We start from the raw sequence: 19,371 nt of genomic DNA, 5'->3' as shown, positions 1-19,371 counted from the left end.
CGGGTGGGATCTCGCTGATGCCCTGTTCGGTGGACTGGTCCGGGGCGTTGCACAGGGCAGGTGGGCCGAGCGACTTTGGCCGAGGGGCGAATGTCCGTCGGCGGCAGCGCACTTGGTGGGGACCAAAGTTTTGCGGCGATGTTTGGGTATTGCCAGTATGGGGAACTGGTTAGGGTCGGCGGGGTGATGGATGCGGCGTTGCGGGTGGAGACGGCGAGCGGGGAAGCGCGGGAAAACCCTTCTGCGGACTTGTTGTTCGACCTGCTGAGTGAGATGAATCTGCAGCATCGGTTCGTGATCGTGGATCGGTTGGATGCCGAGCCTGTCGGGCAGCACTACATGCAGATCTATCTCAACGACAACATGAGTTGTCAGATCGAGTTCCGTGAGGGTGGCTCCGACCGGCACTTCGCGGCGCGCGTGGCCGGCCCGTTCGATATATCGGGACACGAGACCGTGGCAAAAGTGTTGCAGGGCTGGGCCTTCGGGCAACCTGGGTGGCGGGAGGCGCTGCCGTGGGCTCGGGTGGTGGTTCAGAGCCAGCCCTGACCGGAGCTGTAGGGCCGGTGGCCGCCGAGGTCGGGCAGGCGGCGGATGCCGGCGGAGACCTCGAAGGCGAGATCCTGGTAGCCGAGGGCGAGCTCGGCCAAACGTTGCCAGGCGTCGTGCACGATCCAGTCCGGTGCGGTGCGCAGGGCTGCATAGGCGCAGATGGAGAATTGGGCCATTCTGTCGATCACGGTGCCGACCGTCTCGGTGTGCATGTGCGCGCCACCATGCGGAAGCGGAACTTCGGTGGCAATCCAGCGATCGATGGTGAGTACGAAATGGGCTCGCCGCTCGTCGATGTCGGCCGTCGAGCCCAGCGCGCAGTACCTGCGCTGTTCGTGCAGTCCCGCCAGTTGGTGCGCGGATGTCAGGATCGGATGATCGCCGCGCGGCAGGCTGCGGCAGGCTTCCAAGATCATTTCCTTCGGCGGCAGTGGTTCCATGCCGATTACCCCTCGTTCGAATGATGCTGCTGGACAACGACCTACCTGTACAAAAGTCGGCAATCCTCAACGCCGGTGCCGCCCACGGAGTTTGGCAAAGCGATGCCGTGACGGCGGTGTCTCCCACGGGGTTTCATTGACCGCAAGCCCCAAAGCTTCCAACGCGGTGAGCCCCATCCGCGCCGCAAGCTCATCCATCACCGCAACAAACTCCGCCGCCTGAATCGCAGCCGTCGCCTGCTCGGTAGTAAGCATCCGTCCCCGCAAATACGAGACCACCCACGCGTCATCACTGACCCGCCGCGCCTGATGCGCAGTCCGATCCCCAACCATCCACGCCCGACCGACAACATGCACAGCCATGCGCCCCCCTCGATCCCGCGCCGTGCGGGCCCGGCTGGAACGCTCCCGCCTGTGATCTGAGACACATGGAGCCTAGGGTTTAGTCCATCGATAAGTCAAGTTGACCTATCGATCTCACTGCTGATTGATCTAGTCTGCTGGGAGGTACGGTCATCTCCACGCATCGTTAGAGCTGGAAGGACACCATCCCCCGATGGCACCACTCTCGCCAACGGTCGCCCGCTGGGAACTCATGCTCCGAATCAAGCGCAGGCGCAGCGAGTTCGACGTCAGCGCGTCGGTCATCGCCAAGGAACTCGGCTTCACGCTGTCGTACTGGTCGAAGGTCGAGAAGGAACGCATCCTGGCCGAGGACAAGCTGAAGCGGCTGATGTCGCTGCTCGAGTTCGACCCCGCCGAACGCGACGAGATGCTGCGGTTGCGCGAGATCGCCAAGCAGCGCGGGTGGTGGTCGAGCTATGCCGGATTGCTGTCGGATGAAGTCTCGCGGCTATATGGGCTCGAGTACGGAGCGCACAACATTCGGAGCTATGCGAGCGTCCTGATCCCCGGACTGTTGCAAACCGAGGACTACGCCCGTGCGGTGATCGCCAACGACACTGCCCGCGTTCGGCAGGTCGAGATCGATCGATGGGTCGAGGTACGCATGCGGCGTCAGCAGCGGCTGACCGGCACGGAACCGCTGTATTTCACCGCACTTGTCGGCGAGGCCGCCCTGACACAGCGAACGGGTGGTACCGAGGTCTTGAAAGGCCAGCTACGCCATCTGGTCTCGATCGTCGACGAGCACCGCGATTCGGTGGACATTCGCGTCATCCCGTTCGATGCGCCCGGCGGTGCGCTGCTGGCAGGCGCATCGTTCCACCTGCTCGGATTCGAGAACATGCTGCTACCCGACGTGGGGTGGACCGAGACATTGGTGCACCTCGGAGTGATCGAAGACGCCGAGCCGGTAAGGCATCTCAGCACCATGTACGCCAACACCATCGCCGATCATGCCCTGCCACGGGACGATTCGATAACGTTGATCGAGCGCAAACTCGGTGAGCTGTAGGCTCGGCCGATATGGATGGCGTGCCGGGCTGGTTCAAGTCGTCGTATTCGAACGACAGCACTGCGTGCGTAGAAGTCCGGTTCGAAGGCGACCGAATTCTTGTCCGCGACAGCAAGTATCGGGGACTCCCTGACGCCCGTCCAACTCTCGAGTTCGGGCAAGCCGAGTGGGCTGCCTTTACCGCAGCCGTTCGAAGGTCGCCGCCCGTATGATCGGCCGAAGTCACTTCGCGGTCTCACGGGTTAGCGCCAAACCCTTCTACCGAGCTTCGCGCCCAAAGGTGCGCTGACGTTCTCGCTCCTCGACGCGTCCGCGTTCCCTGGCTTCGTTGTGATGACGATTGGCGTCGGCAACTGCCCGATCCGCCGGTTCCGGCCGCCGTACTTCTCCGGGCTGATCCCATCCGAGTTGGGCGACGCGTATGGCGTCGAGCGGGATTCCCGCTCGTATCGCGCGTTCGCGTTGCTTCTCTCGTAAACTGTGGGGCTACACGCCCTCACCTGACGACGCATATTCGTCCGCGAATTCGCGCAGCATGTCTGCCATACCGGAGAACATGCCACCGCCGTCGTCCGGGTCATAATCATCGATCATGAGTTTCATCAACCCGTAGGCGGTGTCACCGTCGGCGTCGAACCTATATTCGAGCACTGGATTGACGTGATCGTAGAATGAATTCTCACGACCGAACCATTCGTAATCTTCCCAATGTGCCCCTGCGAACCTGATGAAGCATTCACCTAAAAAGCAGATGAACGCATCTGCCATGTCGGCGTTCTCGGGAGCCATCGCGGTAGCCATATTCGGGAACAGTTCCGCGACAATAGAATCGAGCCGTTTTACCTCCGCCGACCCTTCGGGCCACGGCTCCGAAGGGAAGCGGCTTATGCCTGCATGGTCCATGAACTTCTGGACTTGCGCCTTGCGGCGATCGGGGTCTATCCATTTCCCCCATGCGGTCTGCTCGACCAGCACACCGAGGTCCATCGTCAACTGTTCGTCGTCCACTGGCCGGGCCTTCCCCTCGTGCTGGCTGTCTGGTTTCACGGTGCATCGAATCTAGTCGGCTTGTCGGTGTCGCAGCGGTGAGACGCCGCCTTTTGCAGGCGGGCCGCTGCCGCGTTGTACGCATCCGCGAGTGGCCCGGTTGGGGGAAGACCTGCGTCATGAAACGCATCCGAGGCGCGCCGGAATTCGGCAAGGGCGGTTGGGTATTCGTCGTCTGGTGTGCTCATGACATGCCTCCTCGTCGGTCAGGGGATGTGCAGAGGATCCGGTGGGTCGGGGTGATCAGGTCGCACACGACTGCGATAGCCCGGGCGTTGTGCTTGATGTGGTCGGCGCTCGGCGCGATAACTGCGGAGGCGCCCATATTGTGTGCTGTGGTGACGATCAGGACGGTGGGCATGAACGTGTCGTGCGCGATCGTGACCAGCCGCATCAGGGTGTAGCCGTGCTGGTCGGCCAACTCGGTGATGACGCGTTCGTCTCGTAACACGTGCGGGCCGCTGACATCGAGTAATAGCATCCCGATTGCTTTGACATTCATTGGGGTTCGCTGTTCGGCGGGTCGGCGGTTTTGCTGTCGTATCCGGCCATATCGCGCATCGACACCGTGATCCAAGGGCCGCAACCACATTCAGGCATGCGACACCTCCCGCACCTTGCCCGGTCCCAAACAAGCCCGCACCACATCGATCACGGCAAGCCCAGACGGCCGGAACGTGTCTCGTGGTGGCTCGACCCAGTACCGTACTTCGCTCGACCTGGCGGTGGGTGACGGCAACGCGATCGTGCCACCGTCACGGATAATTGACACGTTGTTCCGAAACAACTCCGCGAACAGCGACATATCCTCGGGGACGTCCGCGCACGATCAGATCCATCCACTGGTCCGACCGTGGCAACGCCAGGATCGGACCGACAGCCGCACCTCGACGGCCCATATCGTGTCTGACCGCTTGCCCGAGCGGCACAGGCATTCTGACCGCCTGGACGTGTGTTGCTTTCATGATGATGCGACCCAAGCTCGGTGGGTCGACGGTTGCGGGCAGATCGCATACCCGCCGATAGAAGATGCAACGCGACATCGGGGTGTCGCCAAACGGTATGTGTTCCATCGGGTTAAACCTCGGCTTGCATCGACGGCAGTGTGGTACGCCCGATGGCGGGGGGTCGACACCCCGCCACCGAGACGATTCCGTGGAGGCAGGCCGAGGACCTGCCCACTCCCGAAGCGCGGCCACGAAGACTCCGAAAAGATCGGTAGCTGGTTCGCCTGTGCACGCGGTGTCGCCCACGTAGATGGTGGGTCCTGTGTAGGCGGTTGGTGGCCCGGTGAACGGGTCTCGTTGTGGAAGCTCGTTGTTCGGCATCGGCCGACCTCCGGGGCATCGACTGCGGTTTGGGTGCGCCCGGCCCCTGAGAAAACCGTCCTCGATGAGGGAAGTAGGAGAGTCGTCTCTCCGGGCGCTAGAACCGAGTCTGGTTGCTCCGACCTGCCATGAGCAGGTTGCTCGGGGTGTTGAATGGTGGTGAATTCGCCACCACCACTAGACCAACGGGTGATCAGGATGAAGAGTCCGGACATGCATCTTGAAGAGTGGCTGACCCGTTCCGGGTGGAGCCGTGGCGAGTTGGCACGACGAGTCCGGACCCTCGCCTTCGAATGGGGTGAGCATCACGTCCGGCCCGACACGTCCAGTGTGCGGCGCTGGATAGATGAAGGGGAACGCCCTCGGCCCCCTGTTCCGGCGATCCTGGCGGACCTGTTCTCCGCACGGTTCGGATACCGCGTGACGACGTACGACCTCGGTTTGGGTGCTGCCCCAGCGGTTGACCGGTCCCTCACCTACAGCCCATCGTTGACCGAGACGGTGGAAGCCGTTGCCGACCTAGGAAGGCAGACGTGGACCGCAGGAAGTTGCTCACGGCCGCACCCTTTGCAGCAGTCGCGGCCATCGGACCGTCCCGTGACTGGCTACTCAACACCCTCGACCAGTTGCCGGACGGCCGGCAACGCGTACGGCTCGAAGACGTTACGGCCGTGAAGAACATGTTCGGCACGTTCCAAGAGATGGACATCTTCCAAGGGGGAGGATCAGGCCGTCTGGTTCTGGCTGCCTACATGAACGAGCACGTCTATCCGCTGCTTCGGCGTACTCACACCGCGGAAGTACGCCGGGCGCTGTGCGGAGCTGCATCCGAACAGACCTACCTACTGGGATGGATGGCGTTCGACAACGGCGAGCATGGGACCGCTCAGCGGTACTTGATTCAGGCTCTCCGCCTGGCAGAGGAGTCAAAAGATTCGGCGCTCGGCGCTCACGTCCTCGCTGGGCTGGCAGATCAGGCAACGCTGCTCGGACACCCGCACGAGGGTCGTCGCCTCGCTCAGGCGGGCCGGCAGGGCCTTGCCAAAGCCAACTCTGCTGCATGCCTAGCCGACCTGTGGACCCTCGAAGCGCGGGCGCTCGCGGCTACTGGCGACAAGGTCGGTACCGCACAAGCTGTCAACGCAGCCGAGCGCGCCTTCGAGCGGATAGAGCCGGAGCAGGAACCGGAGTGGGCGAAGTTCATCGATGAGGCGTACATCTGTGGCGAGTGGGCGAACGCGTTTCGGGATCTGGGGCAGCCGGATGAGGCTGCCCTGCACGCGCGGCGGTCAATTGCTTACGCCCGCAGCCAGAACCGGGCGCGGCGCGGTGCGCTGTCCCATGCGGCGTTGGCAGTGGCCCACATTCAGAATCGAGATCTTGAAGCGGCCCATGCTGCGAGCGTTCGAACTGTGAACCTGTCCAGCAAGGTCAAGTCCTCTCGGTCTGTGGAAGCCGTTCGGGATATCCAGCAGCGCATGGTCGCGTTCGGTCCACACCCGTTGGTAGCGGACTTCAACGAGCGGGCTCGGGCGCTGCTCGTGGCATAGCGCAGCAGCTGCGGATCTCAGTCGGAGAAGACCGACCAGCAGATGCTGTTGCGCCGGATCTGGTCTTCGAGGACAAGCCTGCGGACCGGGTCAGGGAGTTGCTTACGCTGCCAGTCACGCTCGATTCGCTCCGCCCGAGAATTGCCAGGGTGCGCGCTTCGAGCGGCCTTGATCGCGTATGCAGCGGCGCCGAGATCGTGTTCGGCGACATGTCCGACGCATGCGGCTTGTCCGGCTGCGTAGGCGGCGAATCGGGCCGCGCCGACGAGCGGCCTGGCTGCGCCCATCGAGTGACCACCTGCTGCGCGGGCCTGCATCATCGGCATGTCGCCCCGCGCCCACGCTCTCGCGGCCGCGACTGCGTCCCGTGGCCGTGGATCGTCGGGCAGTTCACGCTCGAAGTAGTCGAGAACATGCTCGGCGCAATCGGCTGCCCACAGCGCGAGCAACCGATGATCGGCGTCGGTCAGCGAGCCACCCCGACGGATCGTCACCATTCGGGGATCTCGGATCTTGGGCAGAATCATCGCTGCTCCGACACTCGGTCGGGTGACCTGGGCGGGGTTCGCGACTGGTCTCGCAGACGGTCGTCGAGCTCGTGCACCAGCTGACTGACCCGGTTCGTTCCGGCGCCGATCCTTGGGTAGCGGCAGAGGACGTCGATCAACAGCGGCGTCGCGAGGTAAACGATGCGCTCGACAGGGTTACCTGCGGCCTCTTCCTCGCTGGTGGGGCACAGCTCGAACACCCGGATGGTGTGCGCAGATGCGCGCAAAATGTGGTTGACCTGGACAGCATCTGCCAGCGGATGCAGGTATGCCGACGCCGCGGCATCGCCTGCGGCCATCGCGGCGTGGAACGAGACCGGCGACGCCGCTTCCTTTGCAGCACGGTGGGCCGCCGGTGCTGCTACACGTTGGGTGCGGGAGCGGCGGTCTCCCTGTGCGAACGCGACGGCGGCGGCGAGTGCTTCGCGGGGTCTGCCGTCGTCGGGGTGATGCGCCTGGAAAAGCGGGAGCACCTGCTCAGCCGAGGCCACGGCAAAGGCGGTCACTGCCCTGAGCTCGTTCAAGGTCAAGGTGAAGTCTGGAGTGCGCAGCTCGCGCAGGGTGGGAGGCTCTGGCTGGATGTTCATGCTCACTGATCGTAACTTTGAACCCTCGCTTGAAGGTATGACCAGGTTTTCCTCGTTAGAGCGAGTGAAAACCTTCAAAGGAGGGCCGCCCACACGGGCGACGATCGTCAGCGGCAGGGTCGTTTCGGAGTGGTCGACCTTGATGATGAATGAGTGGCGACCCCGCTTGCTGGAACACGATCGGAAGGCGTAGAGGCCAGAAGTTGTTCTCCCCGCCTCGGAACTCGGCTGACATGGTCTCTGTCAACCTGGTGACGGTGTTTCCATCCGGGTCGGTCAGCGAAAAGAAATTGGCCGCCGTCATCCACGGAGACACGCATCGGTGGCCGAAGGCGAATAGCGCGCGGTGCGCAACGGTTGATGCCGAGCCGCCGGCGCTCGGCTACCCCAGCGCCAGAGTTCCCAGCCGACTCACAGCCCGATCGTGGTAACCCTCGAGGTCTCCCGAGCAGGCTTACCCCGTCGGTAACGGAAGCGGCCCGCCTCACCCAACGGCCCAACCCACCCTTCCGTCCGACGGTGGTGGCTCACTGCCCTGACCCACCGCCCGCCGGCCGGTGGCGCGGGACCCTCGCCCGCGCCGCCGGCCGGCATCGGAGGTCACTCCTTGTCGGCACCCGGCTTTTCCTCGTCGTACGGCTGGTTCATGGTGTTCTGACTTGATCGCAGCGGCAATACCAACGGGGACACCGAGCACTCCGGCGCCGACGATGGCGCCCAATCCGCCGAGCACACCGGCGCCGGCCAGGCAGCCTGCGATAAGGGTGAGGCCTCCGGCATCGAGGATGGGCGCGCCGAAGCGTGTGGTGGTGCTGTACACGACTGCCGTCTGCGGTGCCGATTTCAGCCTTGACCTGGCATTCCTGCGGGCGACGCCAGCGAATTCGCGGCCGTGCTCCGGGCTCTGAAAGGGCTCTTTTTCGGAGCTCGATGGCTTCCCGTCAGTGAAAATTCCCCGCGGCATCTACCAGTAGCGGGCATGTCTCACCCTCACCCGATCGTGTCTGCTGTTCGCGCGGGTGATGTCGGGGCGACGGTGTTATCGAGAGGCTTCGGGGCCTCGGGGGAGCAGATAGACGATTGCCGCCAGCAGGGCTGCGGTGGCCAGCAGGGTGTAGGAGTTGCCCAGGAGGAATTGGGGGAGGGTCCAGTGGAATTCGCGGCCGAGGGTTTGCGGGACGAACCAGATCAGTCCCTGAGGGAGGAGGGGGAGATCTGGGTCCCAGGAGCCGATGCGGTCGACCTGCATCGGCCACGCGAAGGTGAAGAGGTAGATGGCGGCGGGTACGGCTATTCGGATGCTGCGCGGGCGGTTGCGCAGTGCGTGGAAAATCCACATCACGGCGGGCACGATCCAGACCCAGTAGTGGGTCCAGGAGATCGGGGAGGCGAGCAGCATGACGGTGGCCGCGAGGAGGGCGCCGAGTAGTTCGTCGCCGCGCAGGTAAGCGACGCGAGCGGCGGCTATTCCGGCGATCGCGAGCAGGCCTGCGCCGACGAGCCAGGCTTCGCTGCTATCCCATGTCGTCCATTGCAGGCGACCGAAAAGGCCGTTGATCGACTGATTCTGTACGTAGGCGAAGCCGATTCGGTTCTGCGAGGACGTGGTCGTGGTCCAGAACTCGAACGCCTGGGTCGGGCGATACCAGAAGCCGATCGCGACGGTGGTGGCGAAGGTCCCGGTGGCTACGGCGGCGGCTTTGAACTGGCGTGTGATGAGCAGGTAGACGATGAACACCGCGGGGGTCAGCTTGAGGCCGGTTGCGATGCCGATCAGGATGCCCCGATACCGGCGATCCTTGGGGATGGCGAGGTCCGCGAGCACCAACGCCATGAGAATCACGCTGAGCTGACCGAACTGAAATGCCTGCTGCACCGGCTCGATCCAGATCGCGGCGGCGCTGACCGCGATTGTCATCGCGACCATGCCGGCTCCGCGCCGATGCCGCTGGAGTGCGGCGGTGCTCCACACGCTCACATACAGCGATGCCATGGTGAGGACCACGATGCCGGTCCCGATGTAATTGATCGAGAACCGTGACAGCTCGGCGCAGATCCACGCGGCGAAGACGGGGTAGAGGAAGGGTAGGCCCATCGGTCCGCGGCCGTCGTAGAGCAGCTCGGGGTGCATCGCCACGGTCGAACCGCCCCACATATAGACCTGTAGGTCGATCTGGTGCCAGTACATCTCCCAATTCGGCCGCAGGAATTCCAGCCAGACGCCGACGGATAGGGCAGCGAAAGCTATTGCGGCACAAAGGGCCTTCAATGTGTGCGGGGACCGGGACGGCTCGACCGTCCTGGCAGCGCGCTGTTCTCCCATTTGCAGGATGGCAGCCATGTAGTTGTGTTTCCTTCATCAGGTGAGACAGCACAGGCGAAACGAGCAAATAGTTAGCTAAACTAAGGGCAATTCACCCTATCATCTCCACGTGTGCACGCCCTGCCCATGCTTTCCCGGGCATGGGGAGGTGCCGCCCCCGCTGGTTCCGGCTGGATACGTCACCTGAGCTGTGACGATGCACTGCCTCGGGTGGGTTGGTCAACGGAGTGATCGAAGGCGCGCGCACGTCGTGGTCTCGGAGCCGAGTGTGGTTTCCGGTTGCGCGGTGCTTGCCCAAGGCGGCTGCCGCACCGGTGAAAGCTGGTGTGGAGGGGCTCTGGCAGGCGGGTGGATGTGGGCTACGCGGCCAGCAGGTGCAGGAGGTGTTCGACCTCTGACTGGACAGCGGCGCGTGCGGGCTTCAGATACTTGCGCGGATCGGACAGGTCGGAACTCCCGGCCAGGGTGGCCCGGATTGCTTCCGTGGCAAGGACATTCAGGCGGGTGGCGATGTTGATTTTGGTCATGCCGTGTTCGACGGCGGCGCGCAGACCTTCGTCGGGGACGCCGGAGGAGCCGTGCAGTACAAGGGGGACAGGCACTTTCGCGGCGAGTCGAGAGATGAGGTCGTTGTCGAGTTCGGCGGTGCGGGTGTGCATGGCGTGCGAGGAGCCGACTGCCACGGCCAAGGCGTCGACGCCTGTCGTTGCGACGAACTCGACCGCCTCGTCGGGATCGGTGCGGACGCCCGGCGCGTGCGCGCCGTCTTTGCCGCCGACCTCACCCAATTCGGCCTCGACGAAGACGCCGTGATCATGACACCAGCGGGCCACTTCCGCGGTGGTCGCGACATTGGCGGTGTAGTCGAGGGTGGAGCCGTCGTACATAACCGACCGGATGCCGAGATCGACGGCAGCTCTGACGAGGTCGAACGACGTGGCGTGGTCGAGATGCACGGCGATGGCCGCGGTGCTGTCCGCGGCGATCCGCAGACACGCGAGCGCGATAGGGGCTATGCTGCCGTGGTAGTTGACCGTGTTCTCCGAAAGTTGCAGCATCACTGGAAGTTTCGCTGATTCAGCCGCACCCGCGATGGCCTCGGCATGCTCCAGAGTGATCACATTGAACGCACCGAGACCGCCGGGGCGTGCGGTAGTGATCAGTTCGGAGACGGGCATCAGAGTCATGGTCGGGTCTCCTGGAGCTCGGGTCGGCCGCTGGAAGCAAGCACGGCCTGAAATGCATAAGCAGTGCGCTCATCTTCTGATGAGGCGAGGTCGGGTTTTCGGAACACCCCGCAGCCGACTGCACAGCGGGCTGGTGAATCAGCTTGCTGTCGGGCGTGATCGGTTGGTCCGGCGGTATGGTCTCCGGGATGCTTCGCATGACCAGCTCTTCGTTGAGCGCAGTCCGGGCGATGTGCAGTGCCGGTCATCATGGGAGCCTGGTGTTTCGCGCTCATGGTGAGGAGTCCTGCGGGCTGGGTTCGGCTAGTTTTTCGAGGCGGACGGTGGGGGCGAGCCGGGTACGGGCGCAGCGATCTATTTCGCCTGCCACTGGGATCAGTACTGCTGCGGCGGCGGTGGCGACTGCATCGACGAGGATGGCCGGCCAGTCGGGTTCGGGGCCTTCCGAGAGGGCGGAGATGACGGCTGCGGCTGCGGAATCGCCTGCGCCGGTGGGGTTTCCGGACATCGGTTCGGGGAGGTTCGCGAACCAGGAGCCTGCCTCGGTGATCGCGATCATGCCGTCGGTGCCGCGGGTGGCGATAATGGCGCGCACTCCTCGATCGACGAGTGGGCGCGCGGCGGTCGCGACCTCGTCGGGTGTGAGCGGGACTCGGCCGGTGAGGCGTTCGAGTTCTTCGGTGTTCGGCATGAGAATGACACCGGGGATCTGGGCGGCAAGGCGTAGGGATTCGCCGTCGACGTCGCAGATAGTCGGAACGCCTGCGGCGATGGCCGTGCGCGCGAGGTCGGCGGGGAGGCTGGGCGAGACGCCGCCGGGCAGCGATCCGGAAATCACCAGTCCATTGATATCGGGTAGTAGGCCGGCTACTCGCACGGCGAGCTGTTCGACGGCATGGGGATTCGACACCCGCGCACCGGGTTCCCACAATGCGGTGGCGGTGCCGTCCTCGGATTCGCTGATCACCACCGTGCGCCGGACCCACGGCAGCGCGTGCACGAAGTCCACCGACATCTCCAGTTCGGCGGCGGCCGCGAAGGCATGGTCGGAAAAACCCGTTGCCCGGGAGTATTTTCCGAGCTGGTTGAGCACTCGCGTCACGTTGATGCCTTTGCCGCCGATGCGTTGCTCGACGGACCTGACCCGATGCGCCTGGCCGCGTTCGAAACGCTCGACGCGATAGGTCATGTCGTAGGCAGGATTCATTGTTACGGTGAGGATCACGTCAACCACTGTCCATGTCTGAGCACCCGGCGCAACTGTAGATTGTCATCAACTATCAACAGGTCCGCGAACTGGTCGGTCGAGATATCGCCCAGATCGGCCAATCCGGCCGAACGGGCCGGGATAGAAGTGGCGGCAATCACAGCATCGCGTAGTGGGACGCCGCAATCGCGCACGGCCCAGGCCAGACACTGCAGCAGGTGAGCGGTACCCCCTGCGATGGATCCACTTGCCACTCGGGCGACGCCATCGGTAACCCGCACCGCCTGCGGACCGAGCTGGTAGTCGCCGTCCGGCATACCCGCCGCTTGCATCGCATCGGTGATCAGCGCGACCTGTCCCGGCGCGGTCGCGAAAGCCAGTGCGGCGAAACCGGAGTCGACATGAACCCCATCGCCGATCAGTTCGACGACCACATCACCGGTCGCCGCAGCGACCAGTGCGGCGGCAACCGGACCGGGCTTGCGATGATGCAGCGGCGGCATACCGTTCGCCAGGTGGGTGACCAGACTTCCGAAACCTTTGGGGCGCAATGACGTACGAAACTCGTCGAAGGTGGCGTCGCTGTGCCCGAGAGATACCGCCACATGGTTGTCGGACAGCCGTTCGGCGACTGCCCGATATCCCGGAAGTTCCGGCGCGATCGTCATCACGCGCAGGTGTCCGCCGGCGGCAGTCAGTAGTCGATCGGTCAGTTCGAGGTCGGGATCGCGCAGGTAGCGCGGATCCTGGGCGCCGCAGCGGGCCGACGACAGAAATGGTCCCTCGGCATGAATTCCGCCGATCATTCCGGTCTCGGCGAGCCCGGCCAGCATGGTCGTCTGCGCCACCATGTCCGCCGCGGCCCCGGTGACAACGCTCGCCAACACCGTGGTCGACCCGCGCGAATGATGAAACTCGGCCGCCGCGCGCGCCTCCGCGTCGTCGACGGTGTCGAACCGATGTCCGAACCCGCCGTGATTATGGATGTCGACCAGCCCGGGCAACATCGTGCCGCTGAATGTCGGCATAGCCGAATCGGGATGCGCCGCAGCCCATTCCGTCACCGACTGCACCGCGTGGATCCGCTCGCCGCGAACCGAGACCACCCCGTCGTCGAGCACCTGCGCCGCGGAAACAATCTGCCCGCGAACGTGGAACTCGGCTGCCCGCGTCTGCCGCTTCATGCGCCGGCCCCGTTCCTGAGCATGGCGCAATCATGCAGTGCCGCAATGCTTTCGGCAGGTGGTGGCACGGCTCCTGTGCGGCCTTGCTCTCCTGCTGTCGGCGGCGTCACGGGTGCGTTGTCGTACTTCATGTCAAAGCCCCGCGGCGGGCGAACAGCGCCGCGCCGGCCAGGCCTGCTCGTGCGCCGAATTCGCCGAGGACCACCCGCGGTGCGGGGACTATGCGGAGTCGTTCGTCGATGGTGCGGTGCAGGGGTTCGGTGAGGGCGGCGCCGGCGCCGGCCAGTCCGCCGCCGAGGACGATGAGTTGGGGGCAGGCGGCATGGATGATGCCGAGTAGACCGTCGGCGAGGGCGCTGATGGCGTCGTCGACTACGGCCTTGGCGTCGCGGTCGGTATCGAGGAGTGCGAAAACTTCTGCCGCGCTGTCTGTTTCGGTGCCGGTACGGCGGGAGTACGCACGGGCGATGGACGCGCCGGATGCCACCGTCTCGACGCAGCCGATGTTGCCGCACGGACAGCGCAGGCCATCTGCGTGGCGAACCGGGATGTGGCCGTACTCGCCGGTCTGGCCGTATTCGCTGCGCACGAGTCGGCCACCGACGGACAGGGTTCCGCTGATACCGGTGCCGAGAATGACCACGCACACGTTGTCGTGGTCGCGCCCGGCTCCGTACCGCCATTCGGCCCAACCTGCCACGGCGACATCGTGCTCGATCAACACCGGCATATTCCAGCGTTCGATGAACCGGTCGCCGATGTGTACATCCCGCCAGCCGACATTGCTGCTGAATACGGCAATCGACCGGACATGGTCCACGATCCCCGGCAACAGCACCGCGGCCCGCGCCACCCGGCCGCGCTGTTGCGCCGTGAGCTCGGCCAGCAGCCGATCCCCGAGCGCACCCATGGCCTCGAACGCCGCCTCGCCCTGCGGCGTGGCAGTGACGGCAGCGGTCAGCACCGTGCCGGCCGCGTCGGTGATCTCACCTTTCATGGTGGTCCCACCGACATCCATGCCGAGTACCAGGGCATCGTCGGGAAGCGCGGGCACCGGCGTCAGCGTGTCGTCGGGAAATGCGGCATCCGGTGTGGCGCCCCTCGGGTCGACCGCCACGCCGGACGCGACAGCCGGCGGGCCGGGCCGGGGGGACCCGGCGTCCGGTCGCGGTGATCCTGCTGCGGACTGCGCCGTTCCCATCTCGGTCAGGGTAACCACTTCTGGTGGTGTGAGCAGCGCAGATCCGCGGGCCGGGGTCGGGGAGTCGGTCATGGTGGCGCCAGGGTCACTGGTCGAGGACTACCGAGCGGTTGAGGTTGCGCGGATGGTCGGGGTCCAGGCCGTGGTCGGCGGCGCGCAGGACACAGAGTTGGTGGACTCGGACCAGGTCGGCCATCGGGTCGATATCGCGGTGTTCGAAGTGGGCGCCGGTGACGGTGACGTCGGCTTCGAATTGCGGGACCAGCGGGCCGAAGGCCCAGACCGCGCGACCAGGGGTGGAGATGCTGATCGGGCCGTGGCGGTATTCGGTCTGCAGGTAGGCCTCGGTCCAGGACTGGCAGGACTCGCGGAGTTTGAGGCCCGCTTCTTCGGCGATGGCGGCTGCGAAGCCCATGCCGACGAAGCTGATCTGTTCGGCGTGCCGGACTTCGGCAAGTGCCGTCGCGGGATCCTCGGCGAGGATGGCGCGGGCCTGGGCGATCGCGGGGTTCAGGTCCTCGCCGAGATGCCAGCGCAGGATGGCGAGCGTGGTGGTGGCGAAGCGGGTCTGCACCACCGATTGCTCGTCGACCTCGTCGATCAGGATTGCATCGCCCAGCTCGAGCACGGGGGTGCCCGGGCTGCTGCAGATCACGGTGCGCGGAATGTGGGTCGGGATCTCCCGCATGGCGTTGACCACCTCGGTGGTGGTGCCGGAGCGGCAGATGACGAGGTAGCGGTCGTATTCGCGACCGCTGCGGACTTCGCTGGCGGGCCAGGCATCGGTAATGCCCTGGCCGGAGCCCTCGCGCAGCGCCGCGATGGCCCGGGACATGAACAGTGAAGTGCCGCAGCCGATGACGGCGACGCGCTCGCCCGGTTGGGGCAGTACGGCGCGATGTTCGGCAGCGATGGTTTCGGCGCGCGCCCAGTCGTCCGGCTGGGTGGCGACCTCGGTGGCCAGATGGGTCACGGGGGTGGGGTGAGCGGAGATCGGCACCACAACAGAATCGACCTGATGATCGTTCATGTCAAATTTACGATCAAAACAGTCACATATGATCACTCTGAGGTCTAGATTGTTGGTCAGTCGATACGTTCGCTCCATCATCGGCGGTCCGCTGGCGCCGGGTGTGAAAATTGAAAGGTTCTGCTCGTGAAAAGACCACTCCACGGCGTGCTCGCGGGGATCGCGATGGCCACCGGCCTCGCCCTCGCCGTCTCGTCCTGTGGGTTCGGCTCGAAAGACTCGGCCGACTCCGACTCCACGATCAACTTCCTGGCTCCCGTCTACAGCGACGGCGCTACCGGCACGAAGGCGCTGTGGGACGGCATCATCGCCGACTTCGAAAAGGCCAATCCCGGCCTCACGGTGAACCTGCAGATGGAGTCGTGGAACTCGATCAACGACGTGGTGCGGACCAAGCTGCAATCCAAGTCCACAACCCCGGACATCCTGAACATCGACGCCTATGCGAGCTTCGCCGGTGACGGCATGCTCTACGGGGCGTCGGAGGTCGTCTCCCCGAATGTGCTGTCGGATATCCAGCCCGGCTTCGCCAAGAACGCGTCGCTCAACGGCCAGCAGTTCGCGCTGCCACTGTTCGCCTCGACCCGCACCCTTTTCTACAACACCGACCTGTTCGCCAAGGCAGGCGTCGCCGCGCCGCCGAAGACCTGGGCCGAACTCACCGAAGCGGCCAAGAAGATCCAGGCGCTCGGCGGCGGCGTCTCCGGCTACGGTCTGCCCCTCGGCAGTGAGGAGGCCCAGGGCGAGACCTCCATCTGGACCTTCGGCGCGGGCGGCAACTGGGCCGATGGCGACAAGGTCACCGTGGACACCCCGCAGAACCTCGAGGGCGTCCGTGCCATGCGCGAACTCATCGATGCCGGTGCGACCCAACCCAATCCGGGCGCCACCGACCGCAAAGACGTCATCAACGCCTTCATTCAGGGCAAGATCGGCATGATCGAGGGTCTGCCGCCCACCATCGGCCAGATCGCGTCGAAGAACGCGGGCCTGCAGTACGCGACCGCGCCCTCGCCGACCAAGTCCGGCGAACCGGTCACCCTCGGCGTCGCCGATCATCTGATGGCGTTCAAGAAGGACGGCAAGAAGACCGAGTCGATCAAGAAGTTCCTCGACTTCTTCTACGGTGCGGACACCTACGCGAACTTCGTGCAGCACGAGGGCTTCATCCCGATCACCAACAGCGCGGCCGCCAAGCTCGCGGGTGACCCGGTGACGAAGGCGTTCGGTGCGACGCTGCCGGTGGCCAAGTTCTACCCGAGCAACAACCCGAAATGGGCTGCGGCGCAGGGCGCCATCCGTCAGCAGATGGGCACCATCGCGCAGGGCGCGGACCCGGCGCAGGTGCTGGCGCGCATCCAGGAAGCCGCGAAATAGCGTGGGGCGCAAAGGAACCCGGGTGCCGTCCGGGCGGGCGAGCGCGCTGCGGGCGATTCCGTGGCTCGGGCCTTCCCTAGTGTTGATCGCGGCTATTGTTGCCTTCCCGGTCTGCTCCATGGTCTGGACGAGCACCAGGGACCTGAGCGCCTACGGCCAGGATCGCGGCTCCGCCGGGCTGGCCAACTACCGCAATCTGTTCGACATCAGTGAACTGGGCTCGGTGCTGCTGCACACGGTGATCTGGGTGGTCTGCGTCGTGCTGATCACCCTGGTGCTCTCGGCGGCGCTGGCTCAGTTCCTGAACAAGGACTTTCCGGGGCGCACCGCGGTGCGGATGGCGATCCTGGTGCCGTGGGCGGCCTCGGTGGTGATGACGACGACGATCTTCTACTACATGCTCGACCCCGACGTCGGCATCGCCAACCGCTTCCTCGTCGACATCGGGCTGCTCGACCGGGGTTACGGCTTCACCAAACAACCGATCCCGGCCTTCCTGGTGGCGATGGGCGTCGCGGTATTCGTCTCGATTCCGTTCACCACTTACACAATTCTTGCCGGGCTGCAGGGGATTCCAGCGGAGATCGGCGAGGCGGGTCGGGTCGACGGCGCAAGTCCGTGGCAGCGCTACCGGTATCTCACACTGCCGCAACTGCGTCCGGCGATCGCGGTGGCCACCATCATCAACATCATCAATGTGTTCAATTCGCTGCCGATTCTGCAGGTGATCACCGGCAGCATCGCAGGCTTCTCCGCCGACACCACGACCACGTTGACGTTCAAGCTGATTCGGCAAAACCAGCAGATCGACACCGCCGCCGCGATGAGCGTGCTCAACTTCGCGCTGATCGTGGTGATCATCGCGATCTACGTGAAGGTCGTCAAACCGACGCAGCAGGTCGACGGATGAGCGCGCAGCAGCACCGAGGGCAGGGCGAGGCGATGACGACACCAGACGATATCCGTATCGATGGCATCCCGCCCACGGCAGCAGCTCGGGAAACAACGCCCGGGCGCGGCAAGCGGCGACGCTGGGAGCTCACCGCGGTCGGGGTGCTGGTGGCCGCGATCTTCCTGATCCCGTTCCTCGTCATGGTGCTCGGGTCGCTGAAGAGCAGAGCCGAAATCCTACGCATCCCACCGACGTACCTGCCGGAGTCCTGGCATCCGGACAACTACAGCACGATGTGGGACACGCCGGAGACGCCGCTGCCGTTCAATATGGTCAGCACGATCGTCATCTCGGTCTGCGCCACTGTGTTGGTGCTGGTCGTGGCCGTTCCGGCCGCGTATTACACCGCCCGGCATCGCTTTCCCGGTCGGGCGGCATTTCTCGGGCTGGTGCTCATCACCCAGATGCTGCAGCCGACCGTGCTGGTGACCGGCCTGATCCGGCAGTTCTTCACCCTCGGCATCAACGACACCTGGCTGGCGATGATCCTGGTGAATGCCGCATTCAACCTGTCGTTCGCGGTGTGGATTCTGCACAGCTTCTTCGCCGCGATTCCGGTGGAGATCGAGGAGGCCGCGCAGCTCGACGGCCTGAACCGGTGGCAGATCCTGACCAGGGTGAGCCTGCCGCTGGTGTGGCCGGGCATCGTCACCGCGACGATCTTCACCGTGGTCGCCTGCTGGAACGAGTTCGCGGCCAGTCTGGTTGTGCTCACCACCCCGGAGAATCAGCCGCTGTCGGTGGCGCTGACGAAGTTCGTGGGGCAGTACGACACCGCATGGCAGTACGTCTTCTCCATCTCCACCGTCGGCATCATTCCGGTGGTCATCTTGTTCGCGTTCATCGAGAAGCGGCTGGTGGCGGGCCTGACCGCGGGCAGCGTCAAGTAGCGGATCGCACCACGAATCGCTGGCCGGGTCGAGCGATTGGTGGTTGCAGAAATGCGAGCAGGATGTCGGGGGTGCGGAAAAGTCTGCGCGGAGTAGCGCTGAAGATGGATGCATGCATGCTGCGACGAATGATCGGCCGCTGGTCCACCACGTCGAGTTATGGATGGACGACTTGGCCCTCGCCGAACAACAGTGGGGGCCGGTACTGACTGCCCTCGGCTGCACACCGTTTCAGCGTTGGGCGAACGGCCGCAGCTGGCGGCTGGGTGGCAGCTATGTGGTGATCGAGCAGTCGCCCGCGCTCCGGCCAGGTGGCCACGACCGGCTCCGGGCCGGGATCAACCACTTGGCGCTGCGGACCTCCGAGCCGGCACAGGGCGCCGAATTGCGTTCGGTGGCACTGACGGCCGGCTGGCAGGAGCGGACCGACACCGGGCGGGCACTGCACCTGGTCGACGGCCAGGGTTTCGAACTCGAGCTCGTTTACGACGAATCCGAGCCCCCCGCCCCGACATCCGCGCTCGTGAATCCCGCCGGATAGCGGCAAACAG

At 64.7% G+C, this 19,371-nt stretch carries 21 protein-coding genes; 9 read left to right on the top strand and 12 right to left on the bottom strand.

Features of this window, described 5'->3' with window-relative positions:
- The first annotated feature begins 90 nt into the window (after positions 1-90).
- Positions 91-549 (top strand): hypothetical protein, encoded by a 459-nt coding sequence (locus OHA42_RS01480; RefSeq protein WP_406233882.1) that lies wholly within the window; start codon positions 91-93, stop codon positions 547-549.
- Here the strand turns inward: OHA42_RS01480 and OHA42_RS01475 are convergent.
- On the bottom strand, positions 534-992 hold the full coding sequence (locus tag OHA42_RS01475) for a DUF4254 domain-containing protein (RefSeq protein ID WP_406233881.1): 459 nt from the start codon (positions 990-992) through the stop codon (positions 534-536). The two genes, OHA42_RS01480 and OHA42_RS01475, sit on opposite strands and share 16 nt — an antisense overlap.
- Positions 993-1,548: 556 nt before the next feature.
- On the opposite strand from OHA42_RS01475, the gene OHA42_RS01470 reads away from it, so the two are divergent.
- The 3 genes from OHA42_RS01470 to OHA42_RS01460 all read left to right on the top strand — a co-directional run bounded on the left by OHA42_RS01470 (position 1,549) and on the right by OHA42_RS01460 (position 2,886).
- Entirely contained in the window at positions 1,549-2,409 is an 861-nt protein-coding gene (locus OHA42_RS01470) for a helix-turn-helix domain-containing protein (protein WP_406233879.1), read from the top strand.
- Positions 2,410-2,420: 11 nt separating this feature from the next.
- Positions 2,421-2,621, top strand: a complete 201-nt coding sequence (locus OHA42_RS01465; RefSeq protein WP_406233878.1) for a DUF397 domain-containing protein — start codon at positions 2,421-2,423, stop codon at positions 2,619-2,621.
- Between the two features lie 121 nt (positions 2,622-2,742).
- The gene (locus tag OHA42_RS01460) at positions 2,743-2,886 is read left to right on the top strand and encodes a hypothetical protein (protein ID WP_406233876.1); all 144 of its coding nucleotides are present in this window, start codon (positions 2,743-2,745) and stop codon (positions 2,884-2,886) included.
- Between the two features lie 9 nt (positions 2,887-2,895).
- Here the strand turns inward: OHA42_RS01460 and OHA42_RS01455 are convergent, their stop codons facing one another.
- Genes OHA42_RS01455 through OHA42_RS01445 form a run of 3 tightly spaced genes read right to left on the bottom strand, consistent with a single transcriptional unit; the run spans position 2,896 to position 3,958 of the window.
- Positions 2,896-3,417: a hypothetical protein gene (locus tag OHA42_RS01455; RefSeq protein ID WP_406233875.1), complete on the bottom strand. Its 522-nt coding sequence runs from the start codon at positions 3,415-3,417 to the stop codon at positions 2,896-2,898.
- Positions 3,418-3,452: 35 nt separating this feature from the next.
- Positions 3,453-3,644, bottom strand: a complete 192-nt coding sequence (locus OHA42_RS01450) for a hypothetical protein (protein WP_406233873.1) — start codon at positions 3,642-3,644, stop codon at positions 3,453-3,455.
- Positions 3,641-3,958, bottom strand: coding sequence for a hypothetical protein (locus tag OHA42_RS01445; RefSeq protein ID WP_406233871.1), 318 nt, complete (start codon positions 3,956-3,958; stop codon positions 3,641-3,643). Before OHA42_RS01445 ends, OHA42_RS01450 begins: the two co-directional genes overlap by 4 nt.
- 1,359 nt (positions 3,959-5,317) lie before the next feature.
- Here OHA42_RS01445 and OHA42_RS01440 point away from each other — a divergent pair.
- Positions 5,318-6,334, top strand: a complete 1,017-nt coding sequence (locus OHA42_RS01440; RefSeq protein WP_406233870.1) for a hypothetical protein — start codon at positions 5,318-5,320, stop codon at positions 6,332-6,334.
- A gap of 17 nt (positions 6,335-6,351) precedes the next feature.
- Here OHA42_RS01440 and OHA42_RS01435 read toward each other — a convergent pair whose 3' ends face one another.
- The 8 genes from OHA42_RS01435 to OHA42_RS01400 all read right to left on the bottom strand — a co-directional run bounded on the left by OHA42_RS01435 (position 6,352) and on the right by OHA42_RS01400 (position 15,601).
- On the bottom strand, positions 6,352-6,861 hold the full coding sequence (locus tag OHA42_RS01435) for a putative immunity protein (RefSeq protein WP_406233869.1): 510 nt from the start codon (positions 6,859-6,861) through the stop codon (positions 6,352-6,354).
- A complete protein-coding gene (locus OHA42_RS01430) occupies positions 6,858-7,469 on the bottom strand; it encodes a putative immunity protein (RefSeq protein ID WP_406233867.1) in 612 nt (203 codons plus the stop codon). The genes OHA42_RS01435 and OHA42_RS01430 overlap by 4 nt, the downstream gene beginning before the upstream one ends.
- A gap of 1,039 nt (positions 7,470-8,508) precedes the next feature.
- Positions 8,509-9,810, bottom strand: coding sequence for a glycosyltransferase 87 family protein (locus tag OHA42_RS01425; RefSeq protein ID WP_406233865.1), 1,302 nt, complete (start codon positions 9,808-9,810; stop codon positions 8,509-8,511).
- Positions 9,811-10,151: 341 nt separating this feature from the next.
- On the bottom strand, positions 10,152-10,979 hold the full coding sequence (locus tag OHA42_RS01420; RefSeq protein ID WP_406233863.1) for a class II fructose-bisphosphate aldolase: 828 nt from the start codon (positions 10,977-10,979) through the stop codon (positions 10,152-10,154).
- A gap of 271 nt (positions 10,980-11,250) precedes the next feature.
- Positions 11,251-12,204, bottom strand: a complete 954-nt coding sequence (locus tag OHA42_RS01415) for a 1-phosphofructokinase family hexose kinase (protein WP_406233861.1) — start codon at positions 12,202-12,204, stop codon at positions 11,251-11,253.
- Positions 12,201-13,370, bottom strand: coding sequence for an N-acetylglucosamine-6-phosphate deacetylase (locus tag OHA42_RS01410; protein WP_406233859.1), 1,170 nt, complete (start codon positions 13,368-13,370; stop codon positions 12,201-12,203). Before OHA42_RS01410 ends, OHA42_RS01415 begins: the two co-directional genes overlap by 4 nt.
- Before the next feature lie 127 nt (positions 13,371-13,497).
- Positions 13,498-14,643 (bottom strand): ROK family protein, encoded by a 1,146-nt coding sequence (locus OHA42_RS01405; protein WP_406233857.1) that lies wholly within the window; start codon positions 14,641-14,643, stop codon positions 13,498-13,500.
- Between the two features lie 13 nt (positions 14,644-14,656).
- Entirely contained in the window at positions 14,657-15,601 is a 945-nt protein-coding gene (locus tag OHA42_RS01400; protein ID WP_406233855.1) for an SIS domain-containing protein, read from the bottom strand.
- Positions 15,602-15,727: 126 nt separating this feature from the next.
- Between OHA42_RS01400 and OHA42_RS01395 the strand changes: the two genes are divergently transcribed.
- From OHA42_RS01395 to OHA42_RS01380, 4 genes are all read left to right on the top strand, one after another.
- Positions 15,728-16,978, top strand: a complete 1,251-nt coding sequence (locus OHA42_RS01395; RefSeq protein ID WP_406233853.1) for an extracellular solute-binding protein — start codon at positions 15,728-15,730, stop codon at positions 16,976-16,978.
- A 22-nt stretch (positions 16,979-17,000) separates the two neighbouring features.
- Positions 17,001-17,888 (top strand): carbohydrate ABC transporter permease, encoded by an 888-nt coding sequence (locus tag OHA42_RS01390; RefSeq protein ID WP_406233851.1) that lies wholly within the window; start codon positions 17,001-17,003, stop codon positions 17,886-17,888.
- A gap of 32 nt (positions 17,889-17,920) precedes the next feature.
- The gene (locus tag OHA42_RS01385; RefSeq protein ID WP_406233850.1) at positions 17,921-18,820 is read left to right on the top strand and encodes a carbohydrate ABC transporter permease; all 900 of its coding nucleotides are present in this window, start codon (positions 17,921-17,923) and stop codon (positions 18,818-18,820) included.
- A gap of 112 nt (positions 18,821-18,932) precedes the next feature.
- Positions 18,933-19,361, top strand: a complete 429-nt coding sequence (locus OHA42_RS01380) for a glyoxalase (protein WP_406233848.1) — start codon at positions 18,933-18,935, stop codon at positions 19,359-19,361.
- Positions 19,362-19,371: the final 10 nt, after the last annotated feature.

It is taken from the genome of Nocardia sp. NBC_01009, from assembly GCF_045208035.1.
Lineage (GTDB): Bacteria > Actinomycetota > Actinomycetes > Mycobacteriales > Mycobacteriaceae > Nocardia.
The sequence above is the reverse complement of the archived record's forward strand: the minus strand, read 5'-3'. Positions and strand labels throughout refer to the sequence as shown.